At 69.2% G+C, this 21,888-nt stretch carries 16 protein-coding genes; 4 read left to right on the forward strand and 12 right to left on the reverse strand.

Annotation, left to right across the window (positions count from 1 at the left end):
* Positions 1–9: 9 nt before the first annotated feature.
* The 9 genes from KGD87_RS13040 to KGD87_RS13080 all read right to left on the reverse strand — a co-directional run bounded on the left by KGD87_RS13040 (position 10) and on the right by KGD87_RS13080 (position 11,712).
* Positions 10–351, reverse strand: a complete 342-nt coding sequence (locus KGD87_RS13040; RefSeq protein WP_163779252.1) for an anti-sigma factor family protein — start codon at positions 349–351, stop codon at positions 10–12.
* Between the two features lie 38 nt (positions 352–389).
* Positions 390–1,019 carry an RNA polymerase sigma factor gene (locus KGD87_RS13045; RefSeq protein ID WP_284667761.1) on the reverse strand — a complete coding sequence of 210 codons (630 nt, stop codon included), beginning with the start codon at positions 1,017–1,019 and terminating at the stop codon, positions 390–392.
* 145 nt (positions 1,020–1,164) lie between these two features.
* Positions 1,165–2,287 (reverse strand): peptide chain release factor 2 gene (prfB, locus tag KGD87_RS13050; RefSeq protein ID WP_284667762.1). Its coding sequence is split into 2 segments (ribosomal slippage): positions 1,165–2,217 and positions 2,219–2,287, totalling 1,122 coding nucleotides; the frame shifts between segments, so codons are not numbered across the junction.
* An 18-nt stretch (positions 2,288–2,305) separates the two neighbouring features.
* Positions 2,306–3,628, reverse strand: coding sequence for an Lnb N-terminal periplasmic domain-containing protein (locus KGD87_RS13055; protein ID WP_284667763.1), 1,323 nt, complete (start codon positions 3,626–3,628; stop codon positions 2,306–2,308).
* A 71-nt stretch (positions 3,629–3,699) separates the two neighbouring features.
* Positions 3,700–4,584: an rRNA maturation RNase YbeY gene (gene ybeY, locus KGD87_RS13060; RefSeq protein WP_284667764.1), complete on the reverse strand. Its 885-nt coding sequence runs from the start codon at positions 4,582–4,584 to the stop codon at positions 3,700–3,702.
* A complete protein-coding gene (locus KGD87_RS13065) occupies positions 4,581–7,085 on the reverse strand; it encodes an HD family phosphohydrolase (RefSeq protein WP_284667765.1) in 2,505 nt (834 codons plus the stop codon). Before KGD87_RS13065 ends, ybeY begins: the two co-directional genes overlap by 4 nt.
* 133 nt (positions 7,086–7,218) lie before the next feature.
* The gene (locus KGD87_RS13070) at positions 7,219–8,304 is read right to left on the reverse strand and encodes a PhoH family protein (protein WP_284667766.1); all 1,086 of its coding nucleotides are present in this window, start codon (positions 8,302–8,304) and stop codon (positions 7,219–7,221) included.
* Positions 8,305–8,391: 87 nt separating this feature from the next.
* Complete coding sequence (locus tag KGD87_RS13075) at positions 8,392–9,507, reverse strand: DUF4388 domain-containing protein (RefSeq protein WP_284667767.1); 1,116 nt, start codon at positions 9,505–9,507, stop codon at positions 8,392–8,394.
* Between the two features lie 6 nt (positions 9,508–9,513).
* Positions 9,514–11,712 carry a hypothetical protein gene (locus KGD87_RS13080; protein ID WP_284667768.1) on the reverse strand — a complete coding sequence of 733 codons (2,199 nt, stop codon included), beginning with the start codon at positions 11,710–11,712 and terminating at the stop codon, positions 9,514–9,516.
* Positions 11,713–11,828: 116 nt separating this feature from the next.
* Here KGD87_RS13080 and mazG point away from each other — a divergent pair, with 116 nt between their 5' ends.
* The gene (mazG, locus tag KGD87_RS13085; RefSeq protein WP_284667769.1) at positions 11,829–13,019 is read left to right on the forward strand and encodes a nucleoside triphosphate pyrophosphohydrolase; all 1,191 of its coding nucleotides are present in this window, start codon (positions 11,829–11,831) and stop codon (positions 13,017–13,019) included.
* Positions 13,020–13,158: 139 nt separating this feature from the next.
* Positions 13,159–13,434, forward strand: a complete 276-nt coding sequence (gene rpsT / locus KGD87_RS13090) for a 30S ribosomal protein S20 (protein WP_163779232.1) — start codon at positions 13,159–13,161, stop codon at positions 13,432–13,434.
* 71 nt (positions 13,435–13,505) lie between these two features.
* Here the strand turns inward: rpsT and lptE are convergent, their stop codons facing one another.
* The 3 genes from lptE to leuS all read right to left on the reverse strand — a co-directional run bounded on the left by lptE (position 13,506) and on the right by leuS (position 17,178).
* On the reverse strand, positions 13,506–14,036 hold the full coding sequence (gene lptE, locus KGD87_RS13095) for an LPS assembly lipoprotein LptE (RefSeq protein ID WP_284667770.1): 531 nt from the start codon (positions 14,034–14,036) through the stop codon (positions 13,506–13,508).
* A 31-nt stretch (positions 14,037–14,067) separates the two neighbouring features.
* Positions 14,068–14,580 (reverse strand): hypothetical protein, encoded by a 513-nt coding sequence (locus tag KGD87_RS13100; RefSeq protein ID WP_284667771.1) that lies wholly within the window; start codon positions 14,578–14,580, stop codon positions 14,068–14,070.
* A gap of 96 nt (positions 14,581–14,676) precedes the next feature.
* Positions 14,677–17,178, reverse strand: a complete 2,502-nt coding sequence (gene leuS, locus KGD87_RS13105) for a leucine--tRNA ligase (RefSeq protein WP_284667772.1) — start codon at positions 17,176–17,178, stop codon at positions 14,677–14,679.
* Positions 17,179–17,645: 467 nt separating this feature from the next.
* On the opposite strand from leuS, the gene KGD87_RS13110 reads away from it, so the two are divergent.
* Together KGD87_RS13110 and KGD87_RS13115 are read left to right on the forward strand one after the other, a co-directional pair.
* Positions 17,646–20,537: a SusC/RagA family TonB-linked outer membrane protein gene (locus KGD87_RS13110; protein ID WP_284667773.1), complete on the forward strand. Its 2,892-nt coding sequence runs from the start codon at positions 17,646–17,648 to the stop codon at positions 20,535–20,537.
* Between the two features lie 3 nt (positions 20,538–20,540).
* Positions 20,541–21,884 carry a RagB/SusD family nutrient uptake outer membrane protein gene (locus tag KGD87_RS13115; RefSeq protein ID WP_284667774.1) on the forward strand — a complete coding sequence of 448 codons (1,344 nt, stop codon included), beginning with the start codon at positions 20,541–20,543 and terminating at the stop codon, positions 21,882–21,884.
* Positions 21,885–21,888 lie beyond the last annotated feature (4 nt).

Below are 21,888 nucleotides of genomic sequence, written 5' to 3' on the forward strand. Positions count from 1 at the left end.
GAAGGCCGCTCAGGGAGCGACCAGCGCCAGGAAGGCGGCCACGGCGGCCGCCAGCAGCAACGGGATGAGGACCTCCACCGGGAGGCGGTGGTTCATGTGCGCGGTGTGAAGGCCCCGCAGACCGAAGCGGCGCTTGCGGCGCACCCGGTTCATCACCAGGGAAGCGAGCGCGGGCGGGGCCTTCTCACGCGCCACGTGCTGGAGCCGCTGCACCGTGCTGGCATAGCGCTGCCAGCCCTGGCGGCAGTCGTCGCAGCCGTCCAGGTGGGTGCGAACCTCCTGCGCCTTGGGGGCGGGAAGCTCGTCGTCGGCGAGCGCGAGGAACAGGGCCCTCGCCTCGCGATGGTTCATCCGCGGTTCCACGTCCCTCAGTCTGCGATGAATGCCGTTCATGGCTCAAGCCGCCCCAGGAGGTCCGCCAGTTTTTCCCGGGCCCGGTGGAGCCGGCTCTTCACCGTTCCCTCCGGTAGCTCGGTGATGTCGATGATTTCGTCGTAGCTGAGGCCTTCGATGTCGCGCAGCGCCACCAGCATGCGCGCGTCCGGCTCCAGTTGGGAGATGGCCCACTGCACCCGGGCGCGCTCGCGCGCGGACTCCAGCGCCGCGTCCGGGCCAGGCGCGGTGCCCCCACCTTCGGAGCGCAGGGCCGCGGCCTCGTCGAACACCTCGGAGCGTCCGCGGCCCCGGCGCTTCAGGTACTTGAGCCGGTTGATGCAGTGGTTGCGGGTGATGCGGAACAGCCAGGTGGACAGCTTCGAGTCCTCGCGGAAGCGGCGGACGTTCTGGTGCACGCTGACGAAGATTTCCTGCACCAGGTCGTGGGCTTCCTCACGGTCTCCCACCATGCGGACGCAGAAGTCGTAGAGCCGGTCCTGGTGCGTGCGCACCAGCAGCTCGAAGGCGTCCGGCTCTCCTCGGCGCAGCCGGGCCAGCAGCGCGGCGTCCTGACGGCGCGACTCGGACGCGGCCGCGGCGGCGGCCTCTTCCTGTCCGATTTCGAGCACGCCGCCCGATGCCACCCGTGTCCTCCCGCGACAGCCCCTCCGCAGGAGGTGCCACCGTCCCTGAAGCCTACCTCCGTCCCCTGCCCCGCGGCCCTCCGACAGCAGGGCCGCGGAAAAGGTTCCGGGCGAAGGCGAGGAGCCGGTGAGGCGCGGCGCCTGCTCAGTCCGCGCCCGCGCTGCGGTTGGGGTTCTTCACGCCCAGGAGCTGGGCGGTGACGAACTCCTCCAGCTCCCCATCCAGCACGGCGTCCACGTTGCCCGTCTCGATGCCGGTGCGCAGGTCCTTGACCATGCGGTACGGCGCCAGCACGTAGGAGCGGATCTGCGAGCCGAAGGAGATGTCCTTCTTCTGCGCCTCGGCGGCGTCACGCGCGGCCTCGCGCTTCTTCATCTCCAGCTCGTACAGGCGGCCCCGCAGAATCTTGAAGGCCATGTCCTTGTTGGCCGACTGCGAGCGCTCCGTCTGGCAGGTGATGATCATGCCGGTGGGCAGGTGGCGCAGCTGCGCGGTGGACGACGTCTTGTTCACCTTCTGGCCGCCCGCGCCGCCGCCGCGGATGAACTTCAAGTCGATGTCCTTCTCCGGGATGTCGATTTGAATGGTGTCATCCACCTCCGGATAGACGTCCACGGACGCGAAGGCCGTCTGCCGGCGCGCGTTGGCGTCGAAGGGCGAAATCCGCACCAGCCGGTGCACGCCCACCTCCGCCTTCAGGTAGCCGTAGGCGAAGTCACCTTCGATGCGCAGGGAGACGTTCTTGAAGCCCGCCTCTTCCCCCGGCACCTCGTCGTTGATTTCGACCTTCCAGCCCTTGTGCTCGCAGTAGCGGGTGTACATGCGCAGCAGCATGGCCGCCCAGTCCATGGAGTCCGTGCCACCGGCGCCGGCGTTGATGTCCATGAAGCAGCTGCTGCGGTCCTGCTCGCCCGCCAGCATGCGCGCCAGCTCCAGCCTGGCGACGTCGCCCTCCAGCCCCGTGAGGGAGCCTTCGGCCTCCTGGGTGGTGGCCTCGTCATTGGCCTCGGCGGCCAGCTCGAAGAGCGCCTGCGCGTCATCCAGGCCGCGCATCACCTTGTCGTAGGCGCCGACGCTGGCCTCCAGCGTGGACTTCTCCTTCAGGAGCGCCTGCGCCTTGGTGTTGTCGTCCCAGAAGGTGGGCTGCGTGGAGTCGCGTTCAATCAGCGCGATGCGGGACCGCTTGCGGTCGAGGTCAAAGATGCCCCCGGAGCGCCAACACGCGCTCCCTCAGGACGTTGATCTTCTCCATCGAATCGTTCGCCATGGCTTCTTTCCGTGTCCTCTAGGGAGTCTTCAGCGATGCGACGGCATCCCGCCGTCCGGCTGACGCGCGGTCCGCCCCGGGGAGGCGCGCCAGCACCCGGTCCAGACCGAATGCGCCCGCCATGCCCAGGGAGATGGGCAGGATGAGCGCGATGAGCCGCCAGTTGTCCTGGTCGAAGGGCGGCAACACCTTGAGCACCACGCCCAGCACCCCCAGCGCCGCCAGCAGCGTCCACACCTTGAACAGGCGCGCGCGGGCCTTCTGGCTGCCCCACGTCAGGGCCACGCCGAAGGGCAGCGCCAGCAGCGTCAGCGGGTTGGCCAGGAAGAGATTCTCATTGCGGTAGGTCACCGTGTGGTCCGTCACCAGCCACATGATGAACAGCGCGGTGCCCGGCAACCCGAGCGCCAGCCCCACCACGGCGTTCTCCAGCCCGAGCAGCAGGCGGGCCACGCGGCTGCCCCGCTGGCGCTCCCACACCGCCAGGCCCACCGCCAGGCCGCCCAGGCCCAGGCCCAGCGCGAGAAGCCACGGCCCCCACGGGGGCGGCTCCGCCGGCGGACGCTGACGCTTGGAGGATTCGTAGTGGTTCCAGCTCTTCGCCGCGAGCGAACCCCGCTGCCCATCCGCGCCCTTCACCTGGAGCGCCGCGACCTGCGCTTCCAGCTCGTCCGGGAGGAAGGCCTCCTCCCACTTCGTGATGGGACGGTCGATTTCGTCGTTCATCATGAAGTCGAGCAGCACGCTCATGGGCGCGTTCACCGCGGTGTAGCGCCGGGTGTGCTCGCGCAGCGTCATCCGCCCCGGGGCCCGGTCCGCCTCGCGAAGCTGGCCGCCCGTGGCCACGTCAATCATGTCCCGCAGCCGCGTGACGCAGTTGTCGTTGTAGTGGTGGTACAGGTACTCGCGGTTCTCCGGCAGCACGTTGTCCGCCAGCCGCTTCGCCACGACGACGCGCTGCTCGGGCGTGAGGTTGAGCTCCTGCACGCGGACGTCGCGGTCCTCGGCCTGGTAGTGGCGGAAGGTGCCGCCCACCGACGACTGGCCCACCCAGAACTCCAGCCGGCCCATGGCGAAGCGCGCGAGCATGGCCTCATCGAAGGAGAACATGCCGTAGTTGTAGAGGCGCGACAGCCGCCGCCGCCGGTCCTCCACCACCAGCGAGCCGTGGCCCCACCACGAGGGCACGTCATCCCCGGGACTGAACGTCACCAGGAGGATGGCCAGGTCCTCGCCCTGGCTCTCTCCCGTGCCCCACGGCGGCGGGGTGGCCGCGCGCGCGGGCGCCGCCAGGAGCAGCAGGCCGAGCAGGCAGGAGGCGATGAGTGATGGGCGGAGCATGGCTGGGTCCAACACGCGGGAGGCCGCCTACCTATCACGCGCGCCGCCCGGCTCAACGGGATGGATACTGCCTACATGAGGCTGCGGACGCGGCGGGCCTTGGCATCCATTTGGAGCGAGTCCGCCACCATGCCCCGCTCGCCCAGGAGCTGCTCTTCCAGGGCCGCCATGCGCTTGGCGTCCCGGGGGCGCTCGTGGTCGTGCCCCAGCAGGTGGAGCAGGCCGTGCGCCAGGTAGCGCGCCAGCTCCGACTCCAGCGTGCGGCCGTACTCCTTGGCCTGCCGCTTCGCCGTGTCCAGGGAGATGACCACGTCCCCCAGCGGGCGCGGTCCGGGCGTGCCCTTGGGCAGGTCGCCCGCGGGGAAGCTCAGCACGTCCGTCGCCTTGTCCTTCTGGCGCCAGGTGCGGTTGAGCCGGCGGATGGCCCGGTCATCCACCAGGGACAGGGACAGCTCCACGCCGGACAGCTCGAGCTGCACCAGGTAGTCCTTGGCCCAGGTCGTCAGCAGGCGCGCGAAGTCGCGGCCCTGGCCATGGGCCACCTGGATGACGACGTGGTTCTCCTGGACGCGGGGCTTGGGCGCCTCCATGTGCGCCAGCTCCGGGCGGAACGCGGGCGCGCACACCGACCAGTAGTCACACGCGCCCTGGCCGTCGTTGCGGTACACCACCCGCTTGCCGCGCGGCACCAGTCCGACCTCGCCCGCGGCGATGCGCTCGCGGCGGCCCTCCACGACGACGGTCAGCTCGCCCGTGAGGACGATGACGACCTCGTCGAACTCGGGGCGCTGCGCCGGTTCGGACCAGCCCGGGGGGGCCAGCATCCGCGCGACGGACGCCGCGTCCGTGTGGGTGGTGGCCGCGCCCACGAACTCCTCGATGCGCTTGCCGTCGTCACGGGGAATCAGCTTCCCCTTGCGCAATCTCACGCCATTGCCCCTTCGTGCACCGCTCATGCCCCCCCCGCGGTCCGCGCCTTGTCCTTGCTGCTTTCCACGGGCCGAGGCACCGCGCCCGCCACCACCAACGGCGGCGCCTTGCCTCCACCCACGGCGCCCGCCGGGTAGGCCGGACGCGTGTGGTAGATGCCCTCGAGCGTGTGCAGGAAGGATTGCGAGATGAGGTTGAGGTCCTTCAGCGTCAGGTCACACTCGTCGAGCTGACCCTCGGAGAAGATGAGGTTGATGATCTTCTGCACCTGCGCGTGGAGCTTGGGCGTGGTGGGGTCCGTCATGGAGCGCGTGGAGGCCTCCACCGCGTCGGCGATCATCACCAGCGCCGCCTCGCGGAACTGAGGCTTCGGACCCGGGTAGCGGTAGATGCTCTCGTCGATGGGCGGAGCGCCTTCCTTGCCCTCCTGCTCCTTCAAGGCCTTGTGGTAGAAGTAACCCACCGTGCGCGTGCCGTGGTGCTGCGGAATCGCATCCGCCACCAGCTTGGGCAGCCGGTACTGACGGGCCATCTCCAGGCCCTCCGTCACGTGGCGCTTGATGATGACCGCGCTCATCGCCGGCGCGAGCGCGTCATGGCGGTTCTCACCCTTCTGGTTCTCCCCGAAGTAGAGCGGGTTCCGGCCCTTGCCGATGTCGTGGTAGTACGCACACGAGCGCGCCAGCAGCGGGTTGGCCCCAATCGTCTCCGCCGCGTTCTCCACCAGCGAGCCGATGATGATGGAGTGGTGGTACGTGCCGGGCGCCTGGACGATGAGCTCCTTGAGCGCCGGGTGGTTCAGGTTGGCCAGCTCCAGCAGCTTGATGTCCGACGCGTAGCCGAAGGTGGCCTCGATGAGCGGCGTGAGCGCCATCACCATCACCGGCACCGCCAGCGAGGAGCCCACGAAGGCGCACAGCGCGGTGAGGAGGGTGTCGGCCGACAGGCCCTTGCCCTCCACGAGAAAGAGGAAGAGCACCGCCACCAGGTTCACCGCGCCCGTCACCAGACCCGCGCGGAAGATGCCCACGCGGTCCTTCGCCTTCACGATGCGGTCGGCCGCCACCAGCGAGCCCACCAGCGTGAAGACGCCGAAGGCCAGCGAGTTGCCCAGCATCACGCCGGTGAGACAGGAGAAGACGAGCGCGAAGAAGAGCGCCAACTCCTGCGTGAGGATGAAGCGCACCAGCATGGCGCCGGCCGCCACGGGGAAGGCGTAATAGAATGCCTCGATGGGCAGCGCGGTGTAGCGGTCCTGCACCGCGTCCGCGATGGACACCCAGACTTGCAGCAGGCCCAGCAGACCCAAGAGCAGCAGGCCCAGCAGCACGCCGTCCTTGCGCGTGGGCCGGAAGCGCCGGAAGGCGGCGCGGCAGAAGAAGTAGAACGACACGATGAGCAGGCCCACCAGGCCGGTGCCGCCCGCCTGGAGCTGGACCAGGTCCAGCCGGTCCGTCTCCGCGCGCATGCCGCGCAGGATGACCAGGTGCGACTCATTGACCAGCTCACCGTCGCCGATGACACGCTGGCCCTTCTTGATGGAGATGACGGCGTCCTTCACCGCCTGGGCCGCCTGAGTCCGGCGCGCGTCCGACTCCGCGATGTTGATGGTGAGGTTCGGCCGCACCAGCCGCTGGGCCAGCCGGAGGATGGCGCGGCGCTGGACGCCCGGCGCGTCCGGCATCAGGTTGCCGGGCACCGAGGCGAAGCGCTCCATCTCCTGGTGCGCCTCGGGGACGTCCACCACCTGGGTGGAGCCCCCGGACAGGGACTCCTCGGCCTTGTTCACCACGTCGCGGACGGTGAGGCCCTGATGCGCCTCCCGCACCAGCTCCTCCCGGGAGCCCGCCACATGGACCGCGCCGCGCTCGGAGCGGTACGCCCGCTCCAGCACCAGCAGCGTGGCCGTCTCCGCCTCCTGTGAGAAGCGGGTGGCGTAGAGCGCCTGGAAGTCCTCGGCCTCCAGCACGGCGTCGCGCTTGCCGAAGAGGCGCTCCTGGAGCTCCGCCCGCATCTTCTCGCGGGTGCCGCGCTCCAGCTCCACCATCTCCGGAGACGCGGCGGGCTTGCGTCGGCGGGGCGCCTCGCGGTCCTCGGGCTCCGACTCGGTCTGCGCCTCCGCGAGTTCGTCCAGATGCAGGCGCATGGACGAGAAGGCGGAGCTCACCGTCGCCCGCAGCTGCCCCAGGACGGCGGGGTTCAGGTCGTACACGGGTTTGACGGCCGCGCGCGCGTCCTGGCGCCGCTGCTGCGTCATGGCGCGGTGGACGACCTCGTAGTCCCGCGCGGCCTTGAAGCCCGCGGGCGAGCTGGCCCGGAACGGCTTGCCGAGGTTCTCCTCCGCCAACGCCGGAATCTGCTGGCTGTAGAGGCCCGGCGAGATGACGAAGCCCGCGCCAATGGAGACGGCCAGCAGGAGAAGGACCTGGATGGCGCGCCGCCCCCAGACGCCGTTGTCCAGTCCGAGGCGTTCGGCGAGCGCGTCCAGTGGACTGCGCCCAGGGGGCTGCGTTTCCGATTCGGCCATGGGGGTCCTCACCCTAGATAAGGCGTCGCGGATCCTTCAAGGACGCTGCGCCTGGGAATATTCGCAAGGGTGGGATGGGGTACGCCCGCCCGGCAGGGTACGCGCGGGTGGGCGCAAGTAGGTTTCAGCACCGCTACTCGACGGCAACGGGCTCGGTGGCGGCGGCCGGCGTCACGGTGGGCGCCCGGGCGGCAGTGGTGGCTGCTTCCCGAGCCGCCTGGGCCTCGCGCTGGGCGACGTCCGCCCGGTCATAGGCGCGGATGACCTCCTGGACCAGGGGGTGGCGGACCACGTCCACATCCGAGAACTCCGCGAAGTGGATGCCGTCGATGTTCTTCAGCACCGCGCGCGCGTGGTTCAACCCGGACATCTTCCCCGTGGGCAGGTCCACCTGCGTCACGTCACCGGTGATGACGGCCTTGCTGTTGTAGCCCAGGCGCGTGAGGAACATCTTCATCTGCTCCACGGTGGTGTTCTGGGCTTCGTCCAGGATGACGAACGCGTCATTGAGCGTGCGGCCACGCATGAAGGCCAGCGGGGCCACTTCCACCACGCCCTGCTCCAGCAGCTGCGCGGCGCGCTCGGCCGCCATCATGTCGTTCAGCGCGTCGTACAGCGGCCTCAGGTAGGGATTCACCTTCTCCTGCAGGTCGCCCGGCAGGAAGCCCAGCTTCTCACCCGCCTCCACGGCGGGACGCGCCAGGATGATGCGCTTGACCTTGCGCTCCTGGAGGAAGGCGACCGCCATGGCCATGGCGAGGTACGTCTTGCCCGTGCCCGCGGGACCGATGCCGAAGACGATGTCGTGGGAGCGGATGGCGTCCACGTAGCGCTTCTGGTTGATGCTCTTGGGGGCGATCTGCCGGTTGCCGGAGCTCTTCAGCACCGGGCCCAGCATGACCTCCTGCAGGGACTCCGCGCCGCGGCCGAGCACCTTGATGCCCTGCTCCACGTCCTCGCGGTAGACGGGACGGCCGGCGCGGATCATCTCCTCCAGGTTCTCCAGGAGACGGACGGAGAACGCCACGGCGTCGGACGGGCCGGAGAGGTGGAACTCGGTGCCGCGTTGTCCCACCCGGACCCCGAGGCGCCGCTCCATCAACTTGAGGTTTTCGTTCTGGCTGCCGCAGAGGGCCAGGGCGGTCGCGTTGTCACGAACGTCCACCTTGGCGGAGGCGGTGAGCACTTCGGGCGCTTCCAACGTGGCGGGATTTCGCAATGCGGATTCTTCCTCGGTCTATGTCGCTACGGCTGACACCAACGTAACGCCGCCCTCAGGGCCGCGAAAGACGACTTTGTGTCAGGACTAGCGCAAGGGTGGCAGGAGAATGAACTGCCGAGCGGCCAACCGCCGGTAATAGTACTCTTCTCGCCACGGATATTTCAGTTCGCCCGGCTTCAACAGTCCAGCCTGCACCAAAGAATCCAGACGCTCGGGCAGCTCACCGCGTTCCAGACGAAACACCTCGAGCGCGGCCTCGATGCGGACGCGTTGGGCCTGGGAAACATGACGTTGGGCCGCGGCATCCGCGAACACCGCGGCAACGCCCGCCGCGGGCTCCCTGCTCACGGCCCGGGGCACCACCAGCGCCACCGCCGCCAGGACCCCCACGGTGGCGAAGAGGCGCCCCACCGGCCCCGCCACGCGAGCAAGCAGGCGCTGGTCCCCTGGAACGGGGGCCGGGGCGCCCTCCGGAAGAATCGGGCGGACGTACTCGCCCTTCACCAGGTTGTAGAGCGCCTTGCAGGTCTCGAACTCGCCCAGGCAGGAGATGTCCACCAGCTTGCGCAAGTCCCTCCCGGGGGAGAGCTCATCGTAGATGCGCCGCTCCGAAGGACCGATGGCGCCCAGCTCCCCGCCCTCTTCCGCGCGCGGCTGAGGCAGGGCCTTGATGCGCTCGAAGGTCAGGTCGTCGCGGTGGATTTTCTGCCGGATGACGGGCCACTCATCCACCATCCGGAAGCCTTCCATGAGCACCGTCTCGGCGCGCAACGGATGGATGGCCTCCGCGTCAGGCTCCACCGGCTCCTGGACGAATTCGTAGGTGCCCGACTTCCAGGTGAAGAGCCGGTAGAGGGTCTCCGTGGCCTGAAGCTGCATCATCGCCTGGAAGCGCTCGGCGGTGAGGGCCTGGCTGGAGACGAGCACGTCCCCCAGGCGCTTGAGTGTGCGGCGCTGCGTCTCCAGGGCCGCCTCGAGCTGCGTCTCGGTGATGAGCTCCGAGCGCACCAGCATGGCGCCGATGAGCTCCTTGCGCTTCCGGGTGACGCTCTCCGCCTTGATGATGTGGCCATCGTTGAAGCCGATGCGCACTTCCTGGTCCCTGGCGCGGACGTGGAGCGTGCCCGTCTTCTGCTGCTGCCCGATGAGCTGCAGGATGTCGCCAATACCAAAGTCCTTCAGGGTGCCTTGCAGGGACATCGCCGTTCACTCCCCCCGCCGCAGACGGCGCAGACCGCGCAACGACAGCAGGTGGACGCCCAGCAGCAGCAACACCGCGGGCGCGAGCTTGAGGTACAGGGGGGCTTCACCGTACGGCCCTCGCACCAGCCCCTGGTGCAGGAGCACCGCGGCCAGCGCGAAGAGGAAGCCGAACGCATACAGGGCGCCGCGGACCGGAACACCCGAGGCCACGTGCCCCGCGCCGGACAACGCCGCGCCCAGGACGTACGCCACGCGGCCCGTCCAGGCCTGATGCCGGTCCACCTGGAGCTGCTTTCGCGCCCGCAGCTGCTGCGGCACCAGCCCCCGGCGGGCGAAGACGTTCACGCACTGGCCACACTGCTTGCTGCCCACCCCCAGCTCCGGGTCGCAGCGCACGCACACCGCGCGGCCACAGCGCTCACACACCTTGGCCGCCTTCAAGCGGTCACCCGCGAAGCCCCACAGGGCCAACAGCGCCGCCAGCGCCGCGGCCCCCGCGGAGGCCATGGGCCCGGGCGGAAGCCCCGGGAGCAGCCAGCGCGACAGCTGCGTCTCCACCTGACGCCCCGCTCCCGTGCCCTCCGCGAGCGGAAGCCAGTCAGACTCTCCCAGCGCCGGGGACAGCAGCAGCAGGTTGAGGAGGAGCCGGTCTTCCGGTGGCGGGTCCCGGACCAGCAGCGCTCCATCCAGCGCCTGCGCCGAGGCCATGGCCGTGGCGGCGCGGTCCAGCTCCTTGCCGACCTCCGAGTCGGGCAGCGTCTTCGCCCGGCGGCGGACCACCTGCGCCAGGTTGTAGTGCGGAGCCGCCAGGTCCGGCGCCGACTGCGAGGCCTGCACGTAGAGCAGCGCCGCGCCGTCCGCGTCTCCCAGCGCGACCAGGGTGTTGCCGAAGCGCGTGAGCAGGCGCGCATCCGAGTTCTTCAGCGCCGAGGCCGCCTTGAAGTGTGTCCTCGCCTCCTCCAGCAGGCCGCGCCGGGATTCGAAGTACGCCAGCGACAGCACCTCCACGAAGGTCGCCGTGCGGGACGCCAGCCGCGTCAGCACGCGCGCCCGCGCCTCCTCGGCGGACAGGCCGCCCCGCTCCAGGAGATAGACGTCCTCGGCCGGCGTGCCCGCGAACGCCGTGACGCGCGCGAGTTGGCCCGCCGCCAGCGGCAGGAGCCCCACGCCCGCCACCAGCACCGCCGCCACCACCCGCTCCATGCGCGAGAGATAGAGCGACACGGTGGCCAGCATCACCAGCAGCGCGGGCAACACGCCCAGCCCCAGCACCCATGGCAGGCTCAAGAGCAGCAGTCCCAGGACCAGGGACTGCCACCGGGAGACGACTCGCGGCAGCAGGTGGTGGAAGTCATGCAGCGCGTAACGGAGCTTCCGTAGGAAGAACAGGCCCATCAGCAGCACCGCGGTGGCGCCCCAGGCCAGCAGCACCAGGGCGCCCAGGTCCGCCAACGCGGGCCGGCGATAGCGGGCATCTCGCGCCAGTGTCGTCAGCGCCTGCCGCACCTGCCCCAGGGGGCGGGACACGTCACCCGGCTTCTCCAAGGCGTAGAGCTCGGCGAGCTCGAAGCGGGCGTAGGGCAGCCCCGGCGACAGCTCGACCGCCACCTCCGCCAGCCGCACCGCGCCGGCCATGTCCCCCGCGCGGCGGCGCACGGCCGCTTCGCGGAGGAAGCCCGCGCTCAGGGGCTCCAGGTCCGTGGCGGCCAGCTCGACGCGCAACGTCCGTAGCTCCTTGAGGGCCGCCGCCGCCGCGTCTCGGTCATTCGTCGCCCGGGCCTGCCGCCACCGGTTCCAGAGGGCTTCCAGGTCCGCATCCGTCACGCGCGGCGCCAGCACCGGACTCAGCGTCACCGGCCTGGGGGTGATGACCGTGGGTTCCTCGACCGGCGGAGGACTGGCCGCCGCGGGCGGCCGGCCATTGCCGGGGACCGCTCCGGAGGCCCTGACGTTGCGCGCGGGCGCTTCGTCGGCGTCCTCGATGGAGGCATCCTCCTCCGCGGGGACGTCTTCTTCCGGCACGTCCTCCGCGTAGGCGGCGTCATCCATCGGATCCATGGACTCATCCCGCAGGTCGGGCTCCATGGGCCCCGGATCCACCTCGGGAAGGCGCGTGGGGGCTTCCAGCTGCGCGGATGCCACGACGGGCACCAGGAGCGTGAATCCACAGAGAAGGAGGGCGAGAAGCGGCAGGCGGATCATCCAGGGGGTGGATTGTAGGCGACCCAGGGCCAACCGCGAAAACCAACGCCAGTCAGGCCGCCCACCTGCCGCGTTTGCCGGACAGCACCAGACCCGTGCGTGCTACAGGAATGTGCATGGCGGACACGACGCTGAACCCCGGGGCGGAGCTGGAGCGACTGGTCGACATCATGCGGCGGCTGCGCGCCGAAGGCGGCTGCCCGTGGGACCGCGAACAGGACCTGCGCTCGCTGCGGCCCTACCTCCTGGAAGAGGCCTTCGAGGTCCTGGAGGAGATGGACCGGGTGGCCTACGGCGGCTCCTGGCGGACCTTCTGCGAAGAGCTGGGAGATCTACTTTTCCAGATTGTCTTCCATGCCCAGCTCGCGTCGGAGCTGGGGGAATTCTCCCTGGCCGACGTGGCGAAGGCCATTGGCGACAAGCTGGTCAGCCGGCACCCCCATGTCTTCGGCGACGGCCAGCGCATGGAGGGTGCCGAGCAGGTCCTGGACAATTGGGCCAAGCTCAAGGCCGCGGAGAAGAAGCGCAAGACGGGCCAGGAGGGCTCGGTGCTGGACGGCGTCCCCGTCGCCGCCCCGGCGCTGATGCGGGCCGAGCGGCTCACGGAGAAGGCCAGCCGCATCGGCTTCGACTGGCCGGACGTCGCCAGCGTGCGCGCCAAGCTGACAGAGGAGCTGGGCGAGCTGGACGAGGCCATCGCCGCGAATGATCGGGACGCCATCGAGCACGAGCTGGGAGATGTGCTGTTCTCGCTCGCCAACCTCGCGCGCTTCGTCGGAGCCCCGGCCGAGGACGCGCTGCGCATGGCCATCCGCCGCTTCACCGCCCGCTTCCAGCACATCGAGTCCGCCCTGCGCGCCGAGGGTGTCGCCCTGGGGGATGCCACCCTGGAGCACATGGAGCGCCACTGGCAAGACGCCAAGGCGCGCGAGAAGGCCCTGCCGTCTCCGACCTGGGTTCCTCGCGCGCCCGTCACCACGCTGCGGCTGGGCGTGGCGGATCTCCCCACGCAGCGCGCCTTCTGGGATGCCCTGGCGCCTCGGCTGGGGTGGACCTCCCGCCGGACTCCCGCCGCGGATCAGGCCCTCTATGAAGACGGGGGCCTCCGGATCGCCTTCGAAGCGGCGGGGGCGCCCACGACGGGGCTGAGGCTGACCCTGACGGCCCCGTCCCCTGCGGCCGTGGAGCGGCTCCCCGGCATCCTGGCGGAGATTCCGGGGGGCCGGCTGATCCAGCACCAGGCCGACCGACTGACCTTTGAGGATCCATCAGGGCTGGTGTGGGAATATACGACTTCGGTAGAGTGATTTTCCTCGCAGGTGCCCTCGGCGGGGCGTCCAGAGCCCGGAAATCCCGGCTGGAGGCCAACACCCGCCTTGACGCCCGCGAGGCGTCGCAGTAAGGACGGCCCCTCTTTTAGCCTGCCATTACCGCTGGAGATTTCTCTTGGCCAACACCAAGTCCGCAGAGAAGCGTCACCGTCAGTCCCTGAAGCGCCGTGCGCGCAACGTCACCGTGCGCGGTGAGGTGAAGACCGCCGTCAAGTCCGCTCGCGAGGCGCTCGGCAGCAAGGATGGGGCGAAGCTGACGGACGCCATCAAGTCGGCCTCCAAGGCGCTGAGCAAGGCCGCCACCAAGGGCGTGCTGCACAAGCGCACCGCTTCCCGCCGCATCTCGCGTCTCGCGAAGGCCGCCACCAAGGCCGCCCGCGCGCAGGCCTAGTCGAAGCCTTGGGGCCACCTCGGTGGCCCTGCTTCATCCGTGCAGGCTGCCGGGAGGAGGCTGTTGCCTCCTCACCAGGCGCCCGCGAGCCGGTCGTATCCGTCCCGCATCAAGACCTCCGCGAGGCGCTCGAGCGCGACCTGTCGGTTCGCCTCCGCTTCCAGGATGTCTCCGCTCCCCAGCACGTAGTCCTCCGTGCCGAAGACCTCCGTCTGCTTGAGGACCTGTCCGTCCTTCACCACGCGGAGCTGCGCCCGGGCGGAGACGCGGAAGAAGAAGCCTGGGCTGGTCCTCTTGCCCACCACCGTCGTGGGCGTGTTCGCCACCGACAGCACCGTGCCCTCCATGCGCCCGTCGCAGGACGCCGCGCTGCCCAGCCGGCCCACGCGGATCAGCTCCTGCCGCAGGAAGCGCGTGAAGACTGTTTCCAGCGTGGGCTCGGGTGTGGCGTTGACGAAGACGGGCGCGCAGAGGGACGTCACGCCGGGCGGTAGACCGTCTCCGCGAGGCGCCAGGCGGTAGCCACAGCCCGCGGCCACCCACATTCCCACCACCACGCCAATCCGAAGGCGCCGGGGTCCGACAGCGCAGGGTCGCGACATGCGCGGCACCCTACCCGGCCCGATCCGCCCGTCAAGCCAGAGGGCCACCGTCGCGCATCGGCGGAGGCGGCGGTGGCGGCTCACCGTCGACCGCCACGCCGCGCACCCGCAGGGCCTCCGCCAACGACGTCCACGCCGCCAGCAGCCGCGTGTCCCGGGACGACCCCCGCCGCGCCAACCCCAGGGGCCAGCGCACCGTCGGCCCCTGCCGAGGCACCAGCACGAGCCCGTGTGAGCGGCACGTCAGCGCCAGCAGGACACCCAGCGCCGCCATGCCCAACCCCAGCACCTTCAGCGCGACGGGCTGCGCCCACAGGCCCAGCAAGGCGAAGACGGTCAGCGCCAGCGCCTCTCGGAAGTAGCGAGACTCCAGCCGCGCCTCCCGCAGCGAGTCCAGCTCCACGGGAGGAACCATGACCGACGGGTGCGGCTGATAGGAGAGCCGCGTCCCCTGACCGGAGAGCGTGCGCCCTCCGCCCAGGTTCGCGACGAAGAAAGGCTCCCCGGGTGCCGGGCCCCCGGGAAGGGGCGCTTCGGGGAGCACGGCCTCGCAGGCAATGCACCGCGGGCGGCCCGCGGGTTGGGGCCGCCCACATGCACCGCACATGACGAGGACCTCGGCCGGCACCCGGGTCCCCACTCAGGTGGCGACGAAGTTCACGAGGCGCTTGGGGACGAAGACGAACTTGCGCAGCGTCTTGCCCGCCAGGGCCGCCTGGACCTTCTCATCCGCTTCCGCCGCGGCGCGCACGTCCGCCTCCGCCGCGTCCGCCGCCACGCGAATCTCCGCGCGCAGCTTGCCGTTCACCTGCACGGCGTAGGGGATGACGTCGTCCACCACCAGCGCCGGGTCGAACTCCGGCCAGGCCTGCGCGACGGTGAAGTCCTTGCTGCCATAGGCCTCCGAGATTTCGTCCGCGATGTGCGGCGCGAACGGCGTGAGCACCGCAGCCAGAAGCCGCACGGCCTCCGCCATGGCGGCCTTCTCCGCGGCCGTCTCGGGTGTCCCCTGGGCGTAGAGCGCGTTGACGCCTTCCATGATGCCGGCGATGGCCGTGTTGAAGGACAGGCGCTCGATGGCCTCCCCTACCCGCTTGAGCGTCTTGTGGGCGGCGCGGCGAATCTCCAGCGCCTTGCCCTCGTAGGGCCCATCATGGGTGGCACCCGCCGTGGCAGCCTGGTGCGTGGCGGCCAGCGTCCAGACGCGCTTGAGGAAGCGGAAGACGCCCTCTACCTGGTCATCGGACCAGTCGAAGTCGCGCTCCGGCGGGCCGGCGAACAGCACGTAGGCCCGCGCCGTGTCCGCACCGTACTTCTGGACGATGGACGAAGGCGCCACCACGTTGCCCCAGCGCTTGGACATCTTCCGGCCATCCGGACCGTTGACGATGCCCTGGGTGATGAGGCGCGTGACGGGCTCATCCACGGGGCTGAGCCCCAACAGCTTCATCACCCGCGTCCAGAAGCGGAAATAGAGCAGGTGCATCACCGCGTGCTCGGGCCCTCCCACGTAGATGTCCACGGGCAGGAAGCGCTGGGCCTCCTTCGGGTCGAACGGCGCGGCGTCGTAGTGCGGTGACAGGTAGCGCGCGAAGTACCAGCAGGAGTCGACGAAGGTGTCCATCGTCTCCGCCTCGCGCCGGGCAGGCCCGCCGCACTTCGGACAGGTGGTGTTGACCCACGAGGCGACCTTCGCCAGCGGCGGCTCGCCCTTGCCGGTGAGCACCGCCTGGGTGTCAATCTCCGGCAGGCGCACGGGCAGCTGGTCCAAAGGCACCGGGAGGCCGTTGCGGTCCGGGTCGCACTTCTCGCAGTAGACGATGGGGATGGGCGTGCCCCAGTAGCGCTGGCGGCTGAAGCCCCAGTCCTTCTGGCGGTACGTCACCGTCGCCTTGCCCTTGCCGTCCTTCTCCAGCGACGCGGCCATGGCCTGACGCGCCTGCTCGGACGTCTGGCCCGTGTAGGCGCCCGAGTCCTCCAGCACGCCGTACTCCGTATAGGCCGCCTCCAGCTTGTCACCCGGCGGGAGCTTGTCACCGGACGCGGGCTGGATGACGACCTTCACGGGCAGGCTGTACTTACGCGCGAAGGCGAAGTCTCGCTCGTCATGCGCGGGCACGCTCATCACCGCGCCGGTGCCGTAGTCGCTCAGCACGAAGTTGGCGATCCAGATGGGGACCGCCTGTCCGGTGAAGGGATTCTCCGCGTAGGCGCCGGTGAAGACGCCCTCCTTCTCCGTGCCCTCGCCCAGGCGCTCCGTCTTGGACTGGGCGGCCATCCGCTTGGCGAAAGCTTCCACCTCCGCGCGGCGCTCGGGCGTCGTCACCTGGGCCACCAGCTTGTGGTCCGGCGCCAGCACCACGTAGGTGCAGCCGAAGAGGGTGTCGATGCGGGTGGTGAACACGCGCAGCAAGGCGTCATGCCCCTGCACGCGGAAGTCGGCCTCGGCGCCGTCCGAACGGCCAATCCAGTTCCGCTGCGCGGCGGTGATGCGGTGGGGCCACTCCGTGAGCGTATCCAGCGAGTCCAACAGGTCCTGCGAGTACCGGGTGATGCGGAACGCCCACTCGGGCATCTCCTTGTCCACCACGGGGGAGTCGCAGCGCTCGCAGACGCCGTCCTTCACCTGCTCGTTGGCGATGACGGTGTGGCAGCCGGTACACCAGTTCACCTTGCTGAAGCGGCGATAGACGAGCCCACGCTCCAGCATCTGGATGAAGAACCACTGGTTCCAGCGGTAGTACTCGGGGTCGCTCGTGTTGACCTCGCGCTCCCAGTCGTAGCAGTAGCCCAGGCTCTTCACTTCCTTCTTGAAGGACGCGATGTTCTCGGCCGTGCGCACCGCCGGGTGCACGCCGTCCTTGATGGCCGCGTTCTCGGCCGGCAGGCCGAGCGCATCCCAGCCCAGGGGATGCAGCACGTCGAAGCCCTTCATCCAGAAGTAACGCGCGTACACGTCCCCAAGCAGGTAGTTGCGGACGTGCCCCATGTGCATCTTCCCGCTGGGGTACGGCAGCATCTCGAGCACGTACTTCTTGGGTGCACCGGGGCGTCTGCCTGCCCGGAAGACGCCCGCGTCGTCCCAACGGGTCTGCCACTTACCTTCAATCGCCTGCGGCTCGTAACGCTCGTTCATCGCCATATCTATCGAGTCTCTTAGAGGAGGGACGTGCCCCGGGCAACTAGTCTTGCCGGGACAAATCCGTCCTGAACGGACGGCGGACCCAAGTCGTCGGCCCTCCAAGGATGACCTCGCCTCCTTGGCCGGTGACGCGCCGCGCCTCCCCCAGATGACAGACGTAAATCGCGTGGGCTCCAGCGGCGGGCAAACATTCTCGTCAACCTGCATTCAAAGATTAGCAGCAAAAGTGAGGATATGCCGTTGACGACCAATCGTTGACCCGGTGACGATTCCCCTCGCCGGCATCCTGCCTTGGGGGGAGCCGTCCATCCGCAGCGAGTGAGGACTGAATGACGCTGAGAAGGGCGTTGATTCCGGGGTGCGTGTTTGCACTCTTCTCGTTGGAAACGCTGGCGCAAGACGCGAATAGCGCGCCGCCTGTTCCCGAAACACAGACACCGGCGGCTCCCGCGCCACAGCCGGCGCCCATGGCCCCCGCCCCCGCGCCAGTGAGCGGGCGCACGGTGAAGGGCCGCGTCGCCGACCGCCTCACCAACGAGGGACTGCCCCTGGTGCGTGTCATCATCAAGGGCACCACGCAGGGCGTGGAGACGGAGCTGGACGGCACCTTCACCCTGCCCAACGTGCCCGCCCGCGCGGTGACGCTGCTCTTCTCCAGCCAGGACTACGGCGAGCGGGAGGTGCAGATTGGCGCCAACCAGCGCACCGTGGAGGTCGCGCTGGAGAACATCTTCTCGGAGGAGATGGTCGTGGTGGGCCGCGCCAGTGAAGTGGCGCGAAAGAACCTGGCCAACTCGGTGGCCTCGGTGAACGCCGAGGAGATCAACCGCGCCCCCGCCCAAACGGTGGACCAGGCGCTCCAGGGCAAGGTCGCCGGCGCCAACATCCAGAGCAACGGCGGCGCGCCCGGTGGCGGCCTCCAGCTTCGGCTGCGCGGCGTGTCCACCATCAACGGCTCCTCCGCCCCGCTCTACGTCATCGACGGAGTGCTCGTCAGTGACGTGGCCATTGCGTCGGGTGTGTTCGCCGTCACCGAGTCCGTGGCCGGCGCCAACGCGAACCCCACCCAGGACAACCAGGTCAACCGCATCGCGGACATCAACCCCAACGACATCGAGAGCATCGAGGTCCTCAAGGGCGCGTCCGCCGCCGCCATCTACGGCTCCAAGGCCGCCAACGGCGTGGTCATCATCAACACCAAGCGGGGCCGCTCCAGCGAGCCGGAGTTCGCGGTGACGCAGCGCCTGGGCATGTACACGCTGGCCAACAAGATTGGCACCCGCCGCTTCAACAGCGTGGACGAGGTGCGCGACACGTACGACGAGGCCGCGACCCAGTACTACGTGGAGGGTCGCCGGTTCGACCACGAGTCCGCCCTGGCTGGCCGCCGCGACTTGTCCTCGGAGACGCTGGCCAGCGTCAGCGGCGTGACGGGCAACACGAAGTACTTCGCGTCGGCGATGATCAAGAACGACGAAGGCATCATCGCCAACACCGGGTACGAGAAGCAGTCGTTCCGGCTGAACCTGGGCCAGAAGCTGGGTGAGGCGGTGGAGGTCAACGTCGCCACCAACCTGATTCACTCCCTGGGCCAGCGCGGACTGACGAACAACGACAACGCGAGCATCAGCAACTACATGGTGCTGCCACACGCGCCGGAGTTCCTCCCGCTGGAGGCCAACTCGGACGGCGTGTACCCGCAGAACCCCTTCCTCTCCAACGGCGCCAACCCCTTGCAGACGGCCGCGCTGGTGAAGAACGACGAGAACGTGTGGCGCTTCATCGGGTCCGGCGACCTGACGTGGCACCTGTGGAAGACAGAGGCCCATCACCTGCGCGTGCTGGCCAACGCGGGCGTGGACCGCTTTCAGCAGGAGAACTCGCTCTTCTTCCCACCCGAGCTGAACTTCGAGCCGCTGGATGACGGTCTTCCGGGCTCGTCGCTCTTCGGCACCAGCCAGGTGCGCAACCTGAACTCCGGCCTGAACCTGGTGCACACCTACAAGCCCACGTCGGGCAGCATCGTGGCGACCACGTCTGGCGGCCTCCAGTTCGAAGAGCGCAACATCGACTCCGTCTACATCGTCAGCAAGAACCTGAACGCGGGTCAGCAGAACGTGGATAGCGGCACGGTGGTCAACCTGCGGCAGAACCGCTCGCTGGTGAGAGACCGGGGCTACTACGTCCAGGAGGAGGTGCTCATGCTGGACCAGCGGCTGACGCTGGTGGGCGCGCTGCGCGCCGAGCAGAGCAGCGCCAACGGCAACCCCAACGCGCTGTTCCTGTACCCGAAGCTGGCCACCGCCTACCGGGTCCCCTCGTTCCACCCGAAGGTGAACGAATTCAAGGTCCGCGCGGCCTACGGCGAGACAGGCAACCTGCCGCTGTACGGCATGAAGTTCAACGGCCTGCGCGCCACCGGCAACATCGCCGGCAGCCCGGGTCTGGTGGGCACCGGCATCGCGGGTGACCCGAACGTCCAGCCAGAGCGGCAGCGCGAGCTTGAGGCCGGCGTGGACGCCCTCCTGTTCGGCGGCGACGTGGTCGCGGAAGTCTCCATCTACCAGCGCAACATCAGCGACCTGCTGCTGCAACGCGCCCTGGCCCCGTCCGGTGGCTTCGCCACGCAGATCTTCAACGGCGGCTCGCTGCGCAACCGTGGCGTCGAGGCCATGCTCCAGGTGACGCCCGTGCGCGGCGGCTTCGAGTGGACCAGCGGCGCCACGTTCGCTCTCAACCGCAGCCGGGTGACGGACCTGCCCGTACCCGCGTTCCTCGCCGGCGGGTTCGGCACCAGCCTGGGCGCCTTCCGCATCGAGGAAGGCGCGACGGCGACACAGATTGTCGGCAACGACGGCGTCGATGAGAACGGCCGCCCGATTGTCCGGAAGATTGGCGACACCGAGCCCACCTTCCGCATGTCCTTCACCAACAGCCTCAAGTACCGGGACTTCAGCCTGTCCTTCCTGTTCGACTGGCAGCAGGGCAGCGACGTCATCAACCTGACGCGGTACATCTACGACGGCGCCGGGACGTCACCGGACTACACGACGGGCGGGCGCGAGCGGATCGCACGGCGCAGCGCGCACGCGGACGCGTACCTCGAAGACGCCAGCTTCCTCAAGCTGCGTGAGGTGACCTTCATGTACCAGTTGCCCAAGGACTGGGTGTCCATGGTCCCAGCGGTGAAGTCCGCCCGGCTGAGCCTGAGCGGACGCAACCTCCTCATGTTCACCGGGTACTCCGGGCTGGATCCGGAGGTGAGCAACTTCGGCAACCAGGCCATCGCCCGAAACATCGACGTGGCCCCCTTCCCTCCCAGCCGCAGCTTCTGGACCTCCATCGACGTCGGGTTCTGAGCCATGACCATCCAATTGACCAAGAAGACGTTCGTGGGGCTCGTCACCGTCCTGGGCCTGAGCGGCTGCGGGAGCCTGGACGTCCCGGACCTCAACAACCCCAGCCTGGACAGCTTCCGCGAGCGGCCCACGCGCCCCGCGGTGCTCACCGCCGCCACGGGGCTGCTCGTCGGCCACCGCGCGGGCGTCGCTGCGCCCAACGGCTACGTGGCCCAGTTGGGCATCATCGGGCGCGAGGCGTACGTCATCGACCCCGCGGACCCGCGCTCCATCGACGAGTTGCTGGGACCCACGCTGGACCCCGGCGGCCCGGCGTTCGGCGGCAATCACTGGACCAACCCTTACCTGAACATCCGCAACGCCAACGCGCTGCAGGACGCCCTGGACAGGGTCCCCAACACGCCTGACGCCGAGAAGGAAGGCATCCGCGGCTTCGCGAAGACGATCCAAGCCCTGGACTTCCTCGTGGTCATCAACACGCGGGACACCGAAGGGGCCCCCATCGACGTCAACCTGCCCATTGGCCAACTGGCCCCCATCGTGGGCAAGGAGGCGGTGTTCGAGCGCATCGCCGCGCTGCTCGACGAGGGCCACGCCCACCTGGGGAGCGCGGGGGAGACCTTCCCCTTCCAGCTCAGCCCGGGCTTCACCGGCTTCAACACGCCCACGACGTTCCGGCAGTTCAACCGCGCGCTCGCCGCGCGGGTGGCGGTGTACCGGGGACGCTACCCCGAGGCGCTCACCGCCCTGAGCCAGTCCTTCCTCAACCCGAGCGCGTCATTGGACCTGGGCGTCTACCACTCCTTTGGGACGAACTCCGGCGACACCGACAACGGCCTCATCAGCGTCAACGTCTACGCGCACCCGTCGATCGTCGCCGACGCGGAGTTCCAGGAGAACGGCACCGTGGATGACCGCGTGGTCCGGAAGCTCACGCGCCTGCCCGAGGCCAGGACCGCGGCGGAAGGGAAGGTGTCGACGGAGTGGCGCTTCCGCATCTACCCCGCGAACAACTCGCCCGTGCCCATCATCCGCAACGAGGAGCTCATCCTCCTGCGCGCCGAGGCCAACATCGGGGCTCGGAACTTCGGCCCGGCCGCGGACGACCTCAACTTCATCCGCACCACCTCTGGCCGGCTGCCCCCGCGCCTGGACATCGATGAGAACAATGCCTTGGACGAGCTGCTGAAGCAGAAGCGGTACTCGCTCCTGTTCGAGGGCGGCCACCGCTGGATTGACCTGCGGCGCTATGGACGGCTCGACACGCTCCCCCGCGTGCTGGGCCCGGACATCGAGCCCCACGAGTACTTCCCCATCCCCGCCGCGGAGATGAACGCGCGGCAGTAGGCGC

Source organism: Myxococcus sp. SDU36 (assembly GCF_030168875.1).
In the GTDB taxonomy this organism is placed as follows: Bacteria; Myxococcota; Myxococcia; order Myxococcales; family Myxococcaceae; genus Myxococcus; species Myxococcus vastator.

What these genes read in the sequence shown, in the direction of transcription:
- KGD87_RS13065 (WP_284667765.1), bottom strand. Translation starts at nt 7,085, where the DNA reads ATGGCCGAATCGGAAACGCAGCCCCCTGGGCGCAGTCCACTGGACGCG.
- lptE (WP_284667770.1), bottom strand. Translation starts at nt 14,036, where the DNA reads ATGTCGCGACCCTGCGCTGTCGGACCCCGGCGCCTTCGGATTGGCGTG.
- KGD87_RS13080 (WP_284667768.1), bottom strand. Translation starts at nt 11,712, where the DNA reads ATGATCCGCCTGCCGCTTCTCGCCCTCCTTCTCTGTGGATTCACGCTC.
- ybeY (WP_284667764.1), bottom strand. Translation starts at nt 4,584, where the DNA reads ATGAGCGGTGCACGAAGGGGCAATGGCGTGAGATTGCGCAAGGGGAAG.
- KGD87_RS13040 (WP_163779252.1), bottom strand. Translation starts at nt 351, where the DNA reads ATGAACCATCGCGAGGCGAGGGCCCTGTTCCTCGCGCTCGCCGACGAC.
- leuS (WP_284667772.1), bottom strand. Translation starts at nt 17,178, where the DNA reads ATGGCGATGAACGAGCGTTACGAGCCGCAGGCGATTGAAGGTAAGTGG.
- mazG (WP_284667769.1), top strand. Translation starts at nt 11,829, where the DNA reads ATGGCGGACACGACGCTGAACCCCGGGGCGGAGCTGGAGCGACTGGTC.
- KGD87_RS13075 (WP_284667767.1), bottom strand. Translation starts at nt 9,507, where the DNA reads ATGTCCCTGCAAGGCACCCTGAAGGACTTTGGTATTGGCGACATCCTG.
- KGD87_RS13055 (WP_284667763.1), bottom strand. Translation starts at nt 3,628, where the DNA reads ATGCTCCGCCCATCACTCATCGCCTCCTGCCTGCTCGGCCTGCTGCTC.
- KGD87_RS13110 (WP_284667773.1), top strand. Translation starts at nt 17,646, where the DNA reads ATGGCCCCCGCCCCCGCGCCAGTGAGCGGGCGCACGGTGAAGGGCCGC.
- KGD87_RS13115 (WP_284667774.1), top strand. Translation starts at nt 20,541, where the DNA reads ATGACCATCCAATTGACCAAGAAGACGTTCGTGGGGCTCGTCACCGTC.